Raw genomic sequence first — 18,097 nt, forward strand, 5'->3', positions numbered from 1 at the left:
ATAGTTTCAGCACTGATTACGAAGCTGATCAACATACTGTTGCTGTCGATTGCATCGAAATCTACTTCGTGCTGGATAACGTATCCATTCTCCCACTTAAGGTTAATTAATGTTCCTTCTTCGTGAGATTTGTTGAAAACGATTTCTCCTACTGTAGGCTTATATTTTCCGTTCAATAAGCTTTCAAGGATGTCTGATTTTTCAGTAGCTTCTACTGTAACTTTGATAAGTGCGTTAGAAGGATCTGAAGCTACACGTCCTGATACATCAGTTGATCTTGATACGCTGTAGTTCATTTTTAATAATTTCTGACCTTCTCCGTTGTTGAATTTTAAGATTCCTCTTGAATTTCTTTCTGCCATGATTGTAAATTTTAATCGTTAGTAATAATTTTGTTATTCAATAATTGTAAGACAAAGATAAAGGCCTTAAAGTTGAAAAAAAAGCTTTTGGATGGAAATCTGAAAAATTGTAGTAGTTCTACGATTTTATGTCGTAATTCTACGACAATGGAGTTAAAGATAAACACAACTTATTATTAATAAATATTTTAACCATAATTAAAAATTAACAGAAAAACATCAATTATTACACCTTAAAGAGAAATATTATATTAAAAAATCATCTTTATGGCCATTTAAAAATCATCCGAACCTCATATTTTTCTGTACCATTTTTAATGGGTTTCGCTTAGGCGACATTTAATGACTGGAATACCAATATATGTTTTGGAAGTTATTTTTCTTTTTAATTTTTGTAAAGTGCAGCTCTTTTTGAACTTCCTTTAGAAGCCGGTTCAATTCTGCTCCTTTCTCTTCATCATAGCGAATTCTGTACTCTACATCGTGCAGGTAAATATTGGGTTTATCTCTCAGGAAAATCTTAAAATATATTTTTGAATTCCGTAATTGTGGTGTCTTGGTTTCATAGTCATACGAACAGAATCCGATGATATCAGCTTTGGCATATTTTATATACCTGTTGTTATTCTTTTTCAGATAAAGATAATTATGATCAAACCAGATGGTGATTTTTACAGAAATAGCTTTCAGAATCAAATAGCAAGTTCCCCAATAGAACAGGGTAAAAAATACCATCAAAGCAACACTGAAATCAAATAAAACATAATAAAGAGTTCCATATAAAGCCATAGAAGGTATAATTACCAGAATGGTCCAGCCTGTATGAAACGGCAAAACATTTTTTAATATGAATTCTCTCTTTCCTTTCATTTCTCTGAGTTAAGTACCAAAACATATTCCATAATACACAAGAAATCCGTCTATAAATTTAGTATTACTTATGATCAATATAATAAAAAAAAACTGTCATTAAGAGGGTCATTACCGCTCCTGCAATTCCTAAAATAAATAAAATAACCTGCCATGGCTGCATTTTATTGATGATTGAATATTTTATTTTTTCTCCTTTTACAACATACACTCCAAGGTTAGGAATGATGGTAGGATTGATTATATTTCTAAGTTCTTTCTTATTGAATTTTTTAGTGATATAGGGTTTGATATGCTGAACAAAGGCATCCAGTTCATCAATATCTTTTTGCGAAGAAAAGGGAGCTAAACCTGTGTCTCCTACCCTTATCTTGATGGTTTGATCTGCTGTTTTAATCGTCAGGTAGCGTAATCCTACATTGCCTATATTTTTGATCATCTTGATTTCAGATGCCTGGAACTGATAGTTCAGATTTCTAAATGTAATATGGAAATGGTCATCCTTTATATTGATAGTCCAGTTTTTTTCTTTTACAAGTCGGCTCAGTTGCTTCAAAGTAATCATACATATTCCTATTGTCATAACACTGGCAAAGGCAACTGATTTTAGAAAATGAATTTTCGGAAAAAGAAGTTCTCCACCAAATAAGACACCCAACATGGTACACAGGCCAGGAATAATTAATACCAGCGCCAATTTCAATTCTGTTTTAAAATCTAACCCCTGGAAACTAAATTCTCTGTCTTTCATTGGTTTCTGTTATCACTATTTTTAATTTCTGCTTAGGAATGCCTTACTTATTTTGATTTCGTTCCAAAGAATCCAGGATCTTTAAATTCCTTTCACTGTATGGATTACCCTGTTTGCGTGATTCTTCCATGAAAAACCTTCCTCTTTTATAGTCTTTATCTTCTATATAAGCAATTCCTAATAGATTGATAATCTTGGTATGGTCATCTGTACTGTAGCTTTTATTTTTATACGCAGGTTCCAAATACCGGATCGCATTATAGGGTTCCCCTACTTCCAGATATGAATCAGCTAATGGCAATACAATTTCAGGATGTTCCTTTAAATCTACTGTTACAAATTGAGTAATTGCAAAATTATATTCTTTACGTTCATATGCTTTCCAGCCTTTATCCAGTCGTTCACTATCTCCAAACGAGAAGACGTAATTGTTTTTTGCAATAGCTATTATCCCTAAAGCAGCAATGATTCCTATGATGATGGATGCTATTTTTTTCATGGTAGGTTAGTAGAACTGATAATCCAATGATATAACCATCTGATAATTTCTTCATTTACTTATTAAACATTACCTTATACTCTTCCTTAGGTATAAAACGGGATAGATACTGTTGAATGAATATAGAATTTGTTTCAGTGTTTCAAGTTCTATACTTTTTCTTGTTTAAATTCAAACAAACATTGGGTAAACAAATCTCTGTTATCAGTAAAATAAAAATCGTCATTAAGACTTGCTCTTTTTATTATAACAGCAGTTTGCTTACCTTCCTGAACCTTTAGAGATAAAAAATGGATATAACAAATAGTAAATATTTTATCTTAAATAATCATATTGTCTAGTTTATTGACTTGAAGGATGAAAGTCTTATTATTTAGTCTTTTACTTTTCATAAGTCAAATATTTTTTGATATTTTCTTGATAAGAGTGATCATCCCAAATCATCTCCTTTGAATTTACAGAGAAATTGAATACAGGAATAGGATTTTCTAAGGTACCTTTATTGTCTTTCATTTCATCCGAATTAACGATAACAAAAATGTGACTGGGAATATTGTTATATTCAAATTTCAGAAATTGATTATCAGCTTTATTTTTTTCGTAATAACATAAATTATAATATTTTTTTCCATCAAAAATCTTAACCTCTTGCTTTCCGGTTCCGCTTCCAGTTCCTAGCCCATAACCCAGTCTTTGCTTTGAAATTAAATGTACGTTATTAAGTTCTATTTTTTTAGAATTGCTTATATAAGTATCAATATTTACAAAAAATCCCTTAATAAATCCATACAACAAATACATGATTAAAAGAGTTACAATAGAAATAACAACAATTTTTAACACATTTAAACCTTTCACTATATTAATAATTTGATGAGACAATTTTTTTACCTGAAATACCAGAAACAGAAGCTGATAATTCCTGGACTATACTATTGGAAGAATTAGCCAACTCACCTTCAAGATAATCAGATCCGGCACCAATTCCTGTTGTTAATGCCGCAACTCCTAAATCCTGTAGAGATATTTCTGTTCCAAGATTTTTTGACCAATCTGGCATCCGGTTGATACGATGAACTGATCCTAAACCAAAATTAGCAGAAGTATATCCTAAACCAACCAAAGTACTTTGTTGCCAACTATATTCAGGATGTACAAAATCAGTATGAATATAACTTGCAACTGCTAGAGGCCCTGTCGATAAATCCATATCCAATCCTTGAGGCGTTCTGTCAAACATTCCATATCCTGTAACAAAACCAATTAAAGAATTAGACAAAATTTGTAAGCCAAGCTCACCTCTTGCCTGCCATTTCATTTTATCAGAGACAGTCTGTGCCTGAGCTTCAGTTTCTGAGGCAATCAACAAACCTAAATCTTTGCATTCCAAAATTGATTTATTGTACAAGATAGCTTCTTTTCCTTTAATAAAAGTAGTCTGGTGAAAATTGATCCAATTTCCTCCGCTTTGAGGATCAGCACAATCATGTGCAAAAACGGCTATAGTTGTTCCTATTGCTACAACTGCTAATGCTCCTAAAGCAATCCAACCTACAGGACCAGAGAATACAAGGGCAACTCCCACAACAATCCCTCCTACCAGAGACAAAAGTCCACCCCATTTTTTTGCTGCCAATTTACATTTAAAACATTCTGAAGTATTTTTATCTGCAACTGTAAGCAATCTTTTACCATTCGAATACTGCACCTTGTTATCTTCTTTATCAAGATGTCTTTTAAGTTGTTTTGGAGTTCCTGCCAAGTCAAAAGAACAAGACAACCATGCTCCATCTTCTATATAACCTTTCATAGTTCTACTCTTTTTAGCTGATATACTACCTGAGATTCAACGTTATTTTTAATTCTTTCACTCAGATGAATTGTAGCTTCATCAATTAAACCATCTTCATTTGAGACAGTAAAAAATACTTCGTACTCATAGATATGATCTGTAAATTTAAACTGAATCTGAGGTTTGTAATATTTTTCATATAATAAAATCATATTATCAATATCGACAAATAATGGTCTTCCTTTTTTAAGAAAATTAGTCTGATTTTCAGTCGTATTACGAACTGTTGTTTCACATTCAACCTTAAAAGCAATTTCTGGAAAAAAATGGGATAAAGTTTCAAACTGCTCATTAGTAAATTCATCAAATTGCCTCTTTAAGTATTGACCAAATATAATTTGATTAAATAAATTGTTTTTACAATTTTTTAAAAGAATATCCGGTGAACCAAATTCTATATTCCCGGCATCAATTAATTGTTTAATAATTTCTGGTTTGTTATTTTTAACTAAGTTATTCAATGGTAATTGTTTTTTGAACCGATGCCAACCCTGCTGTAAGGCTTCAAGGTTAAGAATCTCTACAATTTCACCATTACTATTTAATTGATAATCGACTTCTTTTTTCAAAGAATCTGAAGTTCTTACAAACTGTTCTAAATCCTGTGTCCCTTCTGCGTAAAAATTATAAACACTATCCTGTAATATTACTTTAGCTTGATTCTTCTTTAGTTCTAATAAATATTCACATCTTACACTCGTATGGGTATTAATAACATCATTAATTTTTACGATATTTATCTGTTTTGTACGATATCTTGCCTTGCGATTTTTAAAGTCGGATAATTTCCTTTCTCCACTCTTATGATTGGCAAACTCAACTAAAATTTTTGTTATGTGTAGAGGGATCTCATTTCCTATAATTTGTTGTGTTAGTGTACAGTTTTCATTATGGAATTTCAGTAATTCCTCTACAGAAACATAATGATGCTCAGCAATTTTTTTTAAATTATCTCCTTTTTGAATTATATATTCTTTTAATCCCATTTTAAGTATTAATTTATATCGACCTGATCACCATTAATTACAGTGGTTCCGTTAAACTTAGCCTCTGCCTTTCCAGATGCTTTAATATGAACTTCCTTATCTGAAGTATTACAAACACTTTGTGTTCCTTTAACTGTAATATTTTTACCTTCTATAATGATACATCCATCTTCATGCAGAGTAATGGAACTACTTCCTGTTTCAAATTTTATTTCTTTAGCACTTGTAATATTTACTTTCCCGGCATTATCCATGGTAACTTTGGATTTTCCTTTTCCTACATCTATTGTAGTATTACTTGCAACGTTTATTGTAAGATTGTTTCCAATAAATTCTTCACTATTATTACTTACTTCTGTTTTAATATCTCCGGTTCCACTTAAAGTCACATGGTTTCCGCTTCTGTCTTTAATCTCAATTCCGCATCCATCATGAAACTGGATAATATTTCCGCTCTTACTGCTTAAGCTCATCACATTATTCCCGGCACCACCTCCGGCACCAATTCCACCATGAAACATTCCTCCCATGACAAACGGGCGATCCGGGTGTTGGTGTACAAAATTGACGATCACCTGGTCTCCTACTTCGGGAATAGACATGAATCCTCTGTTTTTACTTACTTTATCACTGCTTCCGGCATCAGGAGACATTACGCGGATAAACTCGGTAATATCCGGTCCGTTCTGCCAGTCAAACTGTATCTGAACTCTTCCCTGATTTTGAGGATCTGTATTGGAAACCACTTTGGCAAACTGCGCTTCCGCTCTCGGTGTTTCAAACTCCGGACGTGGAATATAACCTGTATCTGCAGCAATGGCTTCAAATTTACCATCATAATACCCTCTGGCATCTACCTCATGGGTAACTTCGATGATCATCAGTTTCGTGAAATAAGAAGTTTCATTGCTATCGGATTTACGCATTTCAATATCTGCAGTACATCCCGGATATAGGAAAGGCACAGTGGTAGTTCCTGAAGTGATGAACACCTCAGAGGCCTTACTTCCGGCAGTTCCTTTTTGAGAAGCATCAATATCCATAAAAGATGAAGCTTTTATAGGAGCCACTCTTAATGAAGGAGTGGTAAACGTCTTTTCTGATATTTCATAAGCACGTCTTGCAATATCTGAGGTATGACTAATTTTTGCACTTCCACCCGTCATCTTCTCATTTTTACTACTGTTGTAACCATAGAAAGAAGGGCTTACATGCTGAGCTTTCATTTTAATCGCAATATCACTTACACTGCTTCCATAAGTAAGTTTCACCGGTTTTTCCTGAGGCGGAAGTTTTCCAAAATGCAACACTTCTCCATCATAGTAAAACTGCTCACCATAAGCTTCCGCCATTCTTGCCAGATAATTGTAATGCGTTTCTTCGTATTGGCAGCTGTAGGAAACGTTTCCATGCTGCGCATCTACTCTGAAATCGAATTTATTTTGTCCCAGTCCTTCACTGATTACGTGATACGCAATACTGTTCAGACTGATTGGCTGACTTCCTCCAAAACTCTGAATGTGAGGGGCCGCATCCAACAGTACGGTAGGACTATATCCTTTAAGAACGATATTTCCAAGACTTCCTTTTTCCTGGCTGAACCCTACTTCCGTTACTACGCCTACAAAGTTACGTTCGGCACCCTGTATGATATCTTTATATTTGAAAACCACCGTTATCCTTTTTCCAAGGAAATTCTGAGCTTCCTGAAGATTATGGTTTTCTACACTCCCCAGCGTGTCATGAGCCAGAGTAAGGCTGAATTCATGATGCTTGGCAGCGCTCTGCACCAATTTAAAATGTTTAAAATGCTTGATAATCTGCCCTTCAATCACCACATCCAGTTTTACCACACGGTTGATTCCGGCAATAATACTTTGAGGAATGGCTTCGGCATTATGTATTTTTGAGGTAGGCTGCTTGGCCCACACCTTATTTTCAATGATAGAAGGATTATTCGGAACAAATGTTTGATTCATAAACATATTGGCTCCCTGTACAGTGCTCATGCCCTGTTGTCCGGCTTTTACAGCTTTCTTCACTTTACTGCCCGCTTTATTTATCTTTTCTTCTGCTTTTCCTGCAACATTTTCGGTTGCATTTTTCAACTGCTCTTTGCTGCCTTTGATATCAGCCTTTGGGCTATCTACTTTAATTGTTTTGTCATCCTGAAACATAGTGCTTGTGTTTAAATTAAAAATTAAATAAACTGCTGATTATACAGCAACAGAATCAAAAAATATAAGGTTAGATCTATAAAATCTGTTTATGAAAAAAATGGGTTCCTAAAATCTATGATGTCCTTATATATAAAAACAGGACAGCATACTCTTCCGAGTGCACTGTCCTGTACCAATTTTATTTTTACTAAGATGATGAATAGGCTTATTTACCTGCCGAAGGCCACAGTCCAGCGTATTGAGAAGTACCGTAGTCGATAGTTTCAGCACTGATTACGAAGCTGATCAACATACTGTTGCTGTCGATTGCATCGAAATCTACTTCGTGCTGGATAACGTATCCATTCTCCCACTTAAGGTTGATTAATGTTCCTTCTTCGTGAGATTTGTTGAAAACGATTTCTCCTACTGTAGGCTTATATTTCCCGTTCAGTAAGCTTTCAAGGATGTCTGATTTTTCAGTAGCTTCTACTGTAACTTTGATAAGTGCGTTAGAAGGATCTGAAGCTACACGTCCTGATACATCAGTTGATCTTGATACGCTGTAGTTCATTTTTAATAATTTCTGACCTTCTCCGTTGTTGAATTTTAAGATTCCTCTTGAATTTCTTTCTGCCATGATTTGTAAATTTTAATCGTTAATAATATTTTGTGATTCAGTGATTGTTTAGCAAATATAGAGGGTCTTTTTTCGGAAAAAAAACTTTTAACTATAAATCTGAAAAATTGTAGTAGTTCTACGACTTTTTGTAGTAATTCTACGACTTTGGATTTAATAACTCTACTCAAGAGCGCTATAACAAAGGCTTTAAAAACCTCATAAAACACTGACTAAAAGGAACATTTTCCACATCAACGAGAAATATTAATATTCTTTAAGTAAAAATTAACATACATTAACATATGTCATCTGCACTCAAAAATAATGGTATCAGGAGCATAAAATCCTGTATATTCATCCTGATAATATCTTAAAATTCCTTCTTTTTTCATAGAATCTTTTTTACACTTCATGAAAAACAAGGAAGCAATACCATCATTTTCCCGATAGTTCTGAAGTTCTTCACTGGAAAATCCCCCGGGATCCTCTTCATGATCAAGGAAATATTTAGTATCCCCCGAGTATTTATAGAATTCAGTATCATTATTCAATGAATTTCCGATGATGAACTCCTGAATAACTTTCTGTCTTGAAATAAGATTATCAGGCATATTTTTTACCAGATAAAGATTTTTATACACCTGAGACTGTACAAATTCTGTTTTTCCCCTATTACAGGAAACCATAATAAATCCAAGAATGCAAACAAGTATCTTTTTCATTGCTAAAGAAGTATTATTAAGGATGTTTTCTAAATGTACTGTACTAGAGCTTATAAAGCTTAATGTCTGCAATTTTTCAAAAGTAATTTTCCAAAACCGCCACAAAGATTCTGATATATTTTATTGAAAAACGGTTATTGAATAAAAAATAACCAAACCTTTAATAAGGTTTGGCTGGTATGATTTAATTTTATGGCTGTATGCCAGCTCCGGCATTTTCTTTTATTGATCTGGTAAGAATCTTATTTTTTCTCAGAAGAAAATCAGGCATCAGGTCTGTGGGAAGGTAGAAAGAACTTTCTCCTTTTCTCTGAAGTTCTTCTGTAATTCCCGGGTTCCAGGCAAGAATTTCATCTACTTTCACATCAAGTTCATCAGCAATTACACTCAGGCTGAACCCTGCATTAATCTCTGTTTCTGATAGAGCAGCGCCGGTTGCCTTTCTGTTTCCGTCTTCAAAAAAAACTTTATTAATTCTTGCTGAATTATAATTGTTTAATACACTCTGAAGTTCTCCTGTTGCATAGCATGCATTCAGGTATTTCTTAACGTGATTAACGGTTTCTCCGGGAAGATATTTATAGAATTCATGATACTGACTGGAGCCCGCCGCCTGCATAGCTTTTGCAACATTTCCTTCGCCACAGTTGTAAGCAGCTACTACTGTTACCCAGTTATTATATTTTTTGTACAGATTTGCCAGTGAAATAACGGCTGTTTTTGTACTTTTATACACATCTGTACGTTGATGTTCTGCAAGACCATACTGGTTGGCATGTGCTGTCATCAGCTGCCATACTCCTACAGCTCCGGCTCCGGAGGTAATATTTTTGTCAAAATGAGATTCAATCAAAGCAAGGTTTCTTAAATGCTTGGGAAGCCCCTTCTGAAGAAGCAACTGTTCAATAAATTCAACAAGATCTTTGTTTGAATTAATGATTCCCTGGTATTTTCTCACACTGCTTTCCGAGGTATCTGATGCCGCAAGAAACTGTCCGTTTACCAAAGCAACAGTTCCGAAAAGCATTATCCCTGTAAATATATTTCTGACAATTGTTTTCATCTTAATGTTATTTATAAAGCAAAAAGGCGAATTTATCAATTGCCTTTTTGCTATTTACTTTCTTATTAATCTACTTTCCAGCTTAGTTTTTCTTCTTCTTTAATCCAGTCTACATGAATAGTCTGTCCGGTTTTCACTTCTTCCCTTACAATCATTTTGGAAATAGGTCTCGCCAGCTGTGAACGAATAACTCCGGAAATCTGTCTGGCTCCATATTTACTGCTGAATCCCCCAAGAGCAAGATTTTTCACGGCCTCATCAGTGATCTTTAAAGCAATTCCCAGTCTCGTTAATGAGGTATGAAGTGATTTTAGCTGAATATTGAAAATTCTTTCTGCGATAGATTCCGTGATCGGTGCAAAAGGAATAATCTCTGTAATTCTGGCTAAAAATTCAGGTCTGAATCTTCCTGAACTTGACATGATCTGCATCAGTGAAGATGATTCAGGAATTTTTCCTTCTTCAAACTGCTTTACGATTTCTTCGCTTCCGATATTGGAGGTGAATAGAATCAAAGCATTGCTGAAGTCTCCTTCTTTTCCAAGTTTATCATGTACTTTTCCTTCGTCCATGATCTGAAGGAATACATCAAATACAGAGTGGTGGGCTTTTTCAATTTCGTCAAATAAAACAACGGTATATGGCTGCTGTCTTATTTTATTGACCAACATCCCTCCTTCTTCGTATCCTACATATCCTGGAGGCGCTCCGTATAATAATGCGGCTGAATGTTCTTCTTTAAATTCCGACATATCGAAACGAACCATTGCCTTTTCATCGTTGAACAATAGTTCTGCCATTGATTTGGCAAGTTCTGTTTTTCCGGTTCCAGTAGGTCCTAACAGGAAGAAAGATCCAATTGGCTGTCCCGGTTTGTTTAATCCGCTTCGGTTTTCAACAATGGCATCGGAAAGGATCTTTAATGCGTGATCCTGCCCTACGACCCTATTCAATAGAAGGGATTCCATATTCAGGAGCTTTTCTTTTTCCTGAGCCTGGATTTTCCCGATCGGAATATTAGTTTTAGCAGCCATTACAGCAGCAAGTTCCAGACGGTCTACTTTTTCTCTTTTTTTAGCAGCATGCTGTAAAAGCTCTGCATAGGTATCTTCTATGATCTTCTGGATCTGATCTACCGGCATTGAATTATCGAGAGCAGGCTGCTCATTTAATGATCCCCATAAAATAGGGCTTATTTTGTCTCTCAATAGATTATAAGTCCAGATTAGCTCATCTGCCTTATCTTTATTGTCAAGGTATTCTTCTTTTAAAACAGCATCATAGCTTTCTTTCCAGCTGTCCAGTTCTTTTTCAGAAAGTTCGTCCAGCATTTTGATCGCCGCCATGGTTCTGTCTAACAAATCGATGGCAGCATCCGGTAATTTTTTACCTTTTGCATATCTTTTCGCTAAACGTACACATTCCGGAATGGCTGTTTTTTCAACTTCAATGCCGTGGTGCTTTTTGTAGCCTTCAAGAAGAACGTCAATCATTTTTACACAAGTCTGCTCATCCGGTTCGTTTACAGTCAGAACCTCAAAACGACGGTTGAAAGCCTGCTCCGGTTCAATAATTTTTCTGTATTCTTCCTGAGTAGTTGCTCCGATTACGGTAATTTCTCCTCTTGCCAATTCAGGTTTCAGAAGATTAGCCACATTTCCGATGCTTCCTTTCGGATCTAAAAGGGTATGAATTTCATCAATGAAAAGAATCGCTTTTTCAATTTTCTTACACTCGGTGATGACTTTTTTCAGACGGTCTTCTATTTCACCTTTATAAGATGTTCCTGCTAATAATGCTCCGGTATCCAGTTCTAAAAGGGTTCCGTTTTTAAGCATTTCCGGAACGTTCCCTTTAGTAATTTCTATAGCGAATCCTTCTACCAAGGCTGTTTTCCCAACTCCAGGTTCTCCGATGATTATTACATTGGGTTTACTTCTTCGGCAAAGAATCTCTACTAACATTCTCAGCTCTTTATCTCTACCGATAATGTTTTCAAGGTCTCCTTTTCTGGCCTGTGCTGTTCTGTCTACGCAATAGCTTTTAATGGATGGAAGAGATGCATCTGCAAAGTCTGATCCGTTGGAAAATAATGATGAAAAGTCACCGTCTTCAGAAACTGTAAACGGAGTATCTTTTCTATATAAATTAAAGATATCATGTTCTCTCAATGGTAAAGACTTCAATTGCTGAAGTGAAAATACTACCTGAGGTTTTACAATAGCGGTAAGGATACAGATCGGAGTGATCTCATCCAGTCCCAGTTTTAAACGGATATCATCAGCTTCTTCTATAAGTGTATCCATGGCTTCATCCTGACCTACCTCATCAGGTAGATGGCTGGTTTTAGGATATTCTTCAATACGTACATCTGCCCATTCGTAGAAATAGCCGGGATCTTTGTCTATGCTTTTTAAAAATTCATTAAGACCAATATCTTTATGCATCAGAGCCTGCAAAATATGCGGACCTCCATAAGTGCCATTATAATTTTCCCTCGCTATCGACTGAGCAATATGAAATAGCTGCTTTACTGTTTCGTTGGTTACTAGTACTCCCATTTATAATTTTTCTTATATTAATATTTGCGTTCTGTTTTCTGTTTTTACGAGATGATTTGATGTTTTTTCTATTTTTGAACCTTTGCTTTTCATCACTGATAGTTCAGGAATCAAAGCGGTTCTTTATTTTGCTAAAATTAAATATTTTATTCTAGATGTGATAAAGATAGTTAATTCTTCAATTAGAGAAGTAATAACCGGTTTTTTTTATCTTTAACCCTTTCTCAGTCCTGTTCTAAAATCCCGGATTTTTGTTATCAAAGTTCTATTTTCCTTATATCTTTAAAAAATATAACAGGATAAGACTTACCCACTGAAGTCCGATATAGATATAAAACAACATAGCTGAAGGTTCTGCCAGTTCGTGCAATTTTTCGATCAGTGTGGTTTTGATGATATCATAAAAGTCTAGATTTTCGTCTCCCAGGTTCAGCTCATCAAATTTCACTTTATTCAGTGCGTATCCTATCACACGTTTAAGTATTTTATTTTCTGAACTGTTTTTAAATTCATTCAAGAGCCTGACTTTTGCCAAGGCATAATCTGTACTGTTACGGACTACCACCGGCTCATTGTTTTTAATCTTATTAATAATCTTATCGATAAAGGGAACCAAAATCGTTTTGGAATGATCCTGTACAAGCCTGCTGATGATCCTCGCCATCCCATATTTTGTAGAAAAAATACCAATACAAAATGGTGCTGCAATCATTAACAGATAGAAAAGACCTGCAGAAACCGGTTTTGCCATCACTGTTGCTATCAGGAATGCAAGAGCTCCACTATGTCCTAATGATGAACCTAAACTTTCAGCCATAATATAGATTCCCAAACAGAAAGTAATGACGGTTGAAAGAATTCCTATGGCATAAATTTTAAATAAACTGAAGATAAATACAGCCGATAGTTTTGAAAAGTATTTCAGATGATCTGTGATCTTATTCATTAACGTTTAATTTAATAACATGGTGTTAGTTTTATGAGAATTAAGGGGTTTCCTTAATAAGTGGTACAATATAATCAATATTTTTATCTTAAAGGAATCCGTAATAATCCCATATTTTCAATAGAAAAGTTTCTGTACCTCCATTTCTTTTGTATCGTGATTATAGGTTTCTTTTTTAATGATCCTGCCTGTATGATCTGGTCTGTATTTTATGGAATCTGAATCAACAAGTTGTCTGGTTGGACCTTTTTTTCCGTTATAGTTTGTATAAATGTGGTATTTATTGATTATTATATTGATTTCGGCAGGCTGGTAAGAATATTTTATTTCAGTACTCTGTAAAGGAATTGCGGATTGGTTTTTCAGGTTTTCCCATGCCTGCTTCTTTTGTTCTTCAATGGATATTGTTGTCCATTTTCCGTTCATTAAAACAGAGGAATTTACAATATTGTATTCATTCGTGACTTCTTCAATAACTTCATCTTCAAGATAAGCATATGTCTTTTTAACAAAATGATTGACTATTTTTTGAGGATCATCTGTGCTTATGGTTCCTGAATATTCAAGGATACCGGTCAGTTGATGCTCACTGTTATAAGTATATTCAATAACATCATTCCGGTTTGGGGTATATTTTTTTATCAGTTGTCCCTGATTATTATACGCATAGAGAAATGTTTTTATGTCATCCTTAATTACGTTTCCATTAGGTGCTACTTCTTTTTGCCAGATTGTTTCTTTCTGTATCTGATTGTTTTTACTGTAAACCAGGTTTCTTTCCGATTCATAGCTCTCATCATTTTTTTTCTGAAAGATAAGCCTCGCCTTTTCATCATATCTGTTCTCCAACACTACTTTATCGAGCAGCTTATCTTCAATCAGTTTCAAGAGCTGCCCGTATTTATTGTACTGATACAGGTACTTGTCTTTTCCTTCCGGAAAATTTCTTTCTATGGTTTTAATCAGACCTAATTCATTGACTTCTATCAAGGTTGCAAAATCTCCGCCACCCGTCCCTACAGTCCCTAAAGGAAACAGGTAATGGTCTGTATATTTCTTTGGAAAAATGTATCTGAAATTATTAATTTTTAATAATCCGGTAAGATTCAGTAAGTCAGGTTCCTGTATGGTAAGAGTGCGCGTCTTCAGGTTGGTTTCCAGATACTGCTTATGGTCCGAAGTTGGAGAATAAAACAAAACCACATTTTCTTTTTTAATATAGGCTGTTTTTTGGTTCGGATAAAGCTCTGTATTGTTAAATACTTCTGCCACCTTATTATTTTCCTCTATTTTAGGATTGTTGGAATGACAGGCAATACCAGGAGCACAACATATTAATACAAGCCCGATTAAACGTATATTTTTTGATTTGGAAATATTCATAAATGTTTAAAATTAAGATAGACTAAAACTTTGATATAGCCTTATTTTAAAACGACTTACTTCACAGATAGAATATTTCACCTTATACCAATTATAAAAAACATATTGTTTTTTATTAGAAGGGTATACCATTTTGACACAAGGAAAGGGATCCATTGATACTATACTCTTGTTAGTTCTACATGAAACTAACAAGAATAGAAATATAATTAGATAATTAATAATTCTCATAATCTTTTCCCATAGTTGAATAAAAATTCATTAATCGCTTGGAACACTCTCCGGTCGATAAGGAAAACAAGGCAATCCTTCACTGTATACCAATGAATCTTTCTTGTATAATCTTTTACCTACAATCTTTCCGTTGTCATCGTGCAATCTCAAAGTATCAGTGAAGTATCCTTCTTTGGTATACATTTCAAAATATAATTTTCCATTGCTGTGAAATTCTTTCCAAAGACCTGTTCCTTTTTTGAAAGTGGTTTCATACATAATTTTTCCGTTATTATCAAACCTTCTATATATACTGTCTCTTAATCCGTTTTTGAAATATTCTTCTCGCCATATCTTTCCTTTTGCGTAAACATTCCCATTTTCATCAAAATCTGCATCGCCACCCAACCATTTGCCCTCTTTCGAATTATTCATGCCTGTTTTTCCAAATCTCACACCACCTTCTTTAAACCATTCTTCCACAAAACCTGTCCCAAAACCTTTATTATCGATTTCTTTTTTAGGAGGAAAATCAGAATCATACTTATAATATAAAAAACCCCAGTTTTCTTCAATAGTTTTTTTGGGTTGAACTAAATGAGGTTTATAATTAGCCCTAGTTCTTAAATAAGCACAAGAATTGCACACTAATAGAGCTACAAAAAAAAGAAAAACTATTTTTTTTAACATTATTTTATTTTAATAGTTAGCTAAATCATCTCTCATAACCTTTATCTGATTATGTAAAAAGACTACCCTTTCATTATGATAATCCATGATATTTTTGGTTTTACCTTGTATAAACATTAAATTGTTAGAATGTATTTGATTTATAACATTTTTATAATATACATTTGATTCCCTTAGTATTGCTGTATAATGTGATGCTTTAAAAATCATTTTAAAGCTATGCTTTTTTATTTTATCATTATCTGTTAGAGCATTAATTTCACTCATAGCGATGTTATTATCGTTAAGATAATTGATGTATTGGGTAATTTTTGTATTACATAAACCTATATATACTCCTTTAGTTTGTGTTTTTGTTCCTGAACCTGCAACAATTACAGTGTCTGGTTGACCTCTAAAAGCAGTTTCTATTCTCGCTTTATCTCTTTGCTCGTTACTTTTTTCTGTTGTAAAATAGTTAATCGAAAGTTGTAATTGTCTTTTTATTGTACTTTTTTTAGCATATACTTCTGTTCTTATATAATATTTTGATTCTGTTAAAGATTTATTTATTTGTTCAGCTATAGGAAGAATACATTCGGGATTTGGTACATTTTTTCCATCTTTAATAATCGTGTCTGGTTTGCCATTTCCTAAAATATTTTCTCTTGCAATTTTATAACTATCTTTTTCTTTTGCATCAAAGAATAAATGTGGAAGCCCCAACATATGCCCTATTTCATGAGCATAAGTATCTTTAGATTCTGTATTAGTAGAGTATACTATTAATGCGTAATGATTGAGAGGTGAAGTTCTACTATAAGCACCTGTAGCTGGATCAGAGGATTCAAAATCACTTAAAATGATTATCCCACCTTCATATGTTTTACTCTTTGTTTTTAATTTATTTTTATACTCTGTAATTGCTATCTCATCTATTGCATTTGCTTTATCAAGCCCACCCAAATCCTTTTGATTATCAACAATAACATCTGTAGGAACAGGCACCTTTTTACAATTCCCTGAAGCGTCTACGCTACCAGGTTTACAAGTATTTGTACCAGGAATAACATCATATTTTTGCTTAATTACATTTCCAAAATACTTCTTATTCGTCCAATCCGTTTTATCAAAAGCATAAAAATAATCATCCAAATCACCAGAACCTAATGTATCAAACATCGCCTGATTTTCTATTTCAACTTCATATCCTGCCTGATTTAAAGAGTTTTCATTCAGATATTCTTTAACTTTATTGTCTTTGAATTTCTGAAATAGAGCCTGTGCTTTTGCTGATGCGGTAGGCTCATTAGCAACCAGGGCAATCACTCTGAATTTCAGTTTCAAGATCTTATTCTCCATCATTGTAAAGCCGCCCACTGTTTCTAATTTTTGGGTTGGGTTTTCCTGTTTGATTTTAAATGTTGTTTCAGGAGATTCTTTTAAACATTTTATTTTAAGTACTACGATCTCTTTATCTGCAATTATTTTTTCTGTTTTGTTGCCTGTTTTTGTTCCGCCCACCAATTCAAAACTGTAGCAATCATTTCCTTCCAAATAAATTTTCTCATTGTTAAGAACACCACTTGTAAGAGCAACTTCAAGAGATAATGAGATCTCCTGACCAGGTTTCATCAAGACAAATGGCATGTCTATTTTACCATCTTTACACGGCTTAGGACACTCACCTAATCTGTAATTTGCTGTTATAGCATCTTTGGCTCCCTGCTCATCTGCACTTTTAGCGATAATATCTCCTAAATCATTAGCAGTAGCACCTTTTTTATAAAAATACTCAACATTAGAAAAGTCCACATCCTGTATTTTCTGCACTTCTTCAGAAGAAGGATCAACATCAATCCAGTCAAAACCAAATTCTCCATTATATTTCTTTGGAGGATTTGCGGGGTCAACTACCGGAGGATTATAAATTCTTACTTTAATATAATAATTAACTAAATCTGCAGATGGTGCTTTTTCGGGATTTCCTCCATAAAGAATATCAGTCTCACTATTTTCTACATAAGTGGTACTGGCTGTTTCTACAATATCTTTCTCAGAATAATAATTAAGATGCTCTTCCACCACCTCATATATATTCCCCTTTACGATTCTAGTTCTGCTCATCCTTATTTTTTTTAGTCAACTTTTTCCTATTTCACAGCTTCTGTTTTTCAATATTACCTCTTATAACCTTACACATTCCTTTTTAAATAGTAACCTAGCACTACAGAATATCAATAATTTTTATTTGAAGCTTGCATTTATAATTCTTTGAAAAAATGGTTATACCAGTCAAAATAATGTTCATTTTTTAAAACCTTTCCTGAACTGTCGTCCACAAGAATTACCACTCGTTCACATTTTTTATCATCAGGATTATCATAATGGGCTTTATTCAGGCCAATCTGCCAATATTTTTTTCCATCACTTTCTTTT

16 protein-coding genes are annotated in these 18,097 nt (G+C 34.0%); all 16 read right to left on the reverse strand.

Annotation, left to right across the window (positions count from 1 at the left end; all coding sequences use genetic code 11):
- The coding region (gene tssD, locus DRF65_RS27725; RefSeq protein WP_115973943.1) for a type VI secretion system tube protein TssD at positions 1-362 on the reverse strand (362 nt) is incomplete at its 3' end.
- 339 nt (positions 363-701) lie between these two features.
- A complete protein-coding gene (locus DRF65_RS27730; RefSeq protein ID WP_115973944.1) occupies positions 702-1,232 on the reverse strand; it encodes a hypothetical protein in 531 nt (176 codons plus the stop codon).
- Positions 1,233-1,296: 64 nt separating this feature from the next.
- The gene (locus DRF65_RS27735) at positions 1,297-1,983 is read right to left on the reverse strand and encodes a hypothetical protein (protein ID WP_115973945.1); all 687 of its coding nucleotides are present in this window, start codon (positions 1,981-1,983) and stop codon (positions 1,297-1,299) included.
- 43 nt (positions 1,984-2,026) lie between these two features.
- On the reverse strand, positions 2,027-2,482 hold the full coding sequence (locus DRF65_RS27740) for a hypothetical protein (RefSeq protein ID WP_115973946.1): 456 nt from the start codon (positions 2,480-2,482) through the stop codon (positions 2,027-2,029).
- Positions 2,483-2,863: 381 nt separating this feature from the next.
- Complete coding sequence (locus tag DRF65_RS27745; protein ID WP_123947449.1) at positions 2,864-3,340, reverse strand: hypothetical protein; 477 nt, start codon at positions 3,338-3,340, stop codon at positions 2,864-2,866.
- Positions 3,341-3,344: 4 nt separating this feature from the next.
- Positions 3,345-4,292 carry a DUF4280 domain-containing protein gene (locus DRF65_RS27750; protein WP_115973948.1) on the reverse strand — a complete coding sequence of 316 codons (948 nt, stop codon included), beginning with the start codon at positions 4,290-4,292 and terminating at the stop codon, positions 3,345-3,347.
- Complete coding sequence (locus tag DRF65_RS27755; RefSeq protein ID WP_115973949.1) at positions 4,289-5,320, reverse strand: LysM domain-containing protein; 1,032 nt, start codon at positions 5,318-5,320, stop codon at positions 4,289-4,291. The genes DRF65_RS27750 and DRF65_RS27755 overlap by 4 nt, the downstream gene beginning before the upstream one ends.
- A gap of 8 nt (positions 5,321-5,328) precedes the next feature.
- Positions 5,329-7,497 (reverse strand): type VI secretion system Vgr family protein, encoded by a 2,169-nt coding sequence (locus DRF65_RS27760; RefSeq protein WP_115973950.1) that lies wholly within the window; start codon positions 7,495-7,497, stop codon positions 5,329-5,331.
- 208 nt (positions 7,498-7,705) lie between these two features.
- On the reverse strand, positions 7,706-8,119 hold the full coding sequence (gene tssD / locus DRF65_RS27765; RefSeq protein WP_089739778.1) for a type VI secretion system tube protein TssD: 414 nt from the start codon (positions 8,117-8,119) through the stop codon (positions 7,706-7,708).
- Positions 8,120-8,406: 287 nt separating this feature from the next.
- A complete protein-coding gene (locus tag DRF65_RS27775; protein ID WP_123947450.1) occupies positions 8,407-8,823 on the reverse strand; it encodes a hypothetical protein in 417 nt (138 codons plus the stop codon).
- 190 nt (positions 8,824-9,013) lie between these two features.
- Positions 9,014-9,886, reverse strand: a complete 873-nt coding sequence (locus DRF65_RS27780; RefSeq protein WP_115973953.1) for a lytic transglycosylase domain-containing protein — start codon at positions 9,884-9,886, stop codon at positions 9,014-9,016.
- 65 nt (positions 9,887-9,951) lie between these two features.
- On the reverse strand, positions 9,952-12,447 hold the full coding sequence (locus DRF65_RS27785) for an ATP-dependent Clp protease ATP-binding subunit (RefSeq protein WP_115973954.1): 2,496 nt from the start codon (positions 12,445-12,447) through the stop codon (positions 9,952-9,954).
- Between the two features lie 274 nt (positions 12,448-12,721).
- Positions 12,722-13,393 carry a hypothetical protein gene (locus DRF65_RS27790; RefSeq protein WP_115973955.1) on the reverse strand — a complete coding sequence of 224 codons (672 nt, stop codon included), beginning with the start codon at positions 13,391-13,393 and terminating at the stop codon, positions 12,722-12,724.
- A gap of 117 nt (positions 13,394-13,510) precedes the next feature.
- Positions 13,511-14,776: a hypothetical protein gene (locus tag DRF65_RS27795; RefSeq protein ID WP_115973956.1), complete on the reverse strand. Its 1,266-nt coding sequence runs from the start codon at positions 14,774-14,776 to the stop codon at positions 13,511-13,513.
- 261 nt (positions 14,777-15,037) lie between these two features.
- On the reverse strand, positions 15,038-15,679 hold the full coding sequence (locus tag DRF65_RS27800; RefSeq protein WP_115973957.1) for a toxin-antitoxin system YwqK family antitoxin: 642 nt from the start codon (positions 15,677-15,679) through the stop codon (positions 15,038-15,040).
- A gap of 9 nt (positions 15,680-15,688) precedes the next feature.
- On the reverse strand, positions 15,689-17,785 hold the full coding sequence (locus DRF65_RS27805) for a hypothetical protein (protein ID WP_115973958.1): 2,097 nt from the start codon (positions 17,783-17,785) through the stop codon (positions 15,689-15,691).
- Positions 17,786-18,097: the final 312 nt, after the last annotated feature.

Source organism: Chryseobacterium pennae (assembly GCF_003385515.1).
GTDB lineage: Bacteria > Bacteroidota > Bacteroidia > Flavobacteriales > Weeksellaceae > Chryseobacterium > Chryseobacterium pennae.

Bases quoted from the DNA above. Each gene is read 5' to 3' on its own strand.
- DRF65_RS27735 (WP_115973945.1), bottom strand. From the start codon at position 1,983: ATGAAAGACAGAGAATTTAGTTTCCAGGGGTTAGATTTTAAAACAGAA.
- DRF65_RS27775 (WP_123947450.1), bottom strand. From the start codon at position 8,823: ATGAAAAAGATACTTGTTTGCATTCTTGGATTTATTATGGTTTCCTGT.
- DRF65_RS27790 (WP_115973955.1), bottom strand. From the start codon at position 13,393: ATGAATAAGATCACAGATCATCTGAAATACTTTTCAAAACTATCGGCT.
- DRF65_RS27780 (WP_115973953.1), bottom strand. From the start codon at position 9,886: ATGAAAACAATTGTCAGAAATATATTTACAGGGATAATGCTTTTCGGA.
- tssD (WP_089739778.1), bottom strand. From the start codon at position 8,119: ATGGCAGAAAGAAATTCAAGAGGAATCTTAAAATTCAACAACGGAGAA.
- DRF65_RS27740 (WP_115973946.1), bottom strand. From the start codon at position 2,482: ATGAAAAAAATAGCATCCATCATCATAGGAATCATTGCTGCTTTAGGG.
- DRF65_RS27795 (WP_115973956.1), bottom strand. From the start codon at position 14,776: ATGAATATTTCCAAATCAAAAAATATACGTTTAATCGGGCTTGTATTA.
- DRF65_RS27760 (WP_115973950.1), bottom strand. From the start codon at position 7,497: ATGTTTCAGGATGACAAAACAATTAAAGTAGATAGCCCAAAGGCTGAT.
- DRF65_RS27805 (WP_115973958.1), bottom strand. From the start codon at position 17,785: ATGAGCAGAACTAGAATCGTAAAGGGGAATATATATGAGGTGGTGGAA.
- DRF65_RS27785 (WP_115973954.1), bottom strand. From the start codon at position 12,447: ATGGGAGTACTAGTAACCAACGAAACAGTAAAGCAGCTATTTCATATT.
- DRF65_RS27800 (WP_115973957.1), bottom strand. From the start codon at position 15,679: ATGTTAAAAAAAATAGTTTTTCTTTTTTTTGTAGCTCTATTAGTGTGC.
- DRF65_RS27755 (WP_115973949.1), bottom strand. From the start codon at position 5,320: ATGGGATTAAAAGAATATATAATTCAAAAAGGAGATAATTTAAAAAAA.
- DRF65_RS27730 (WP_115973944.1), bottom strand. From the start codon at position 1,232: ATGAAAGGAAAGAGAGAATTCATATTAAAAAATGTTTTGCCGTTTCAT.
- DRF65_RS27750 (WP_115973948.1), bottom strand. From the start codon at position 4,292: ATGAAAGGTTATATAGAAGATGGAGCATGGTTGTCTTGTTCTTTTGAC.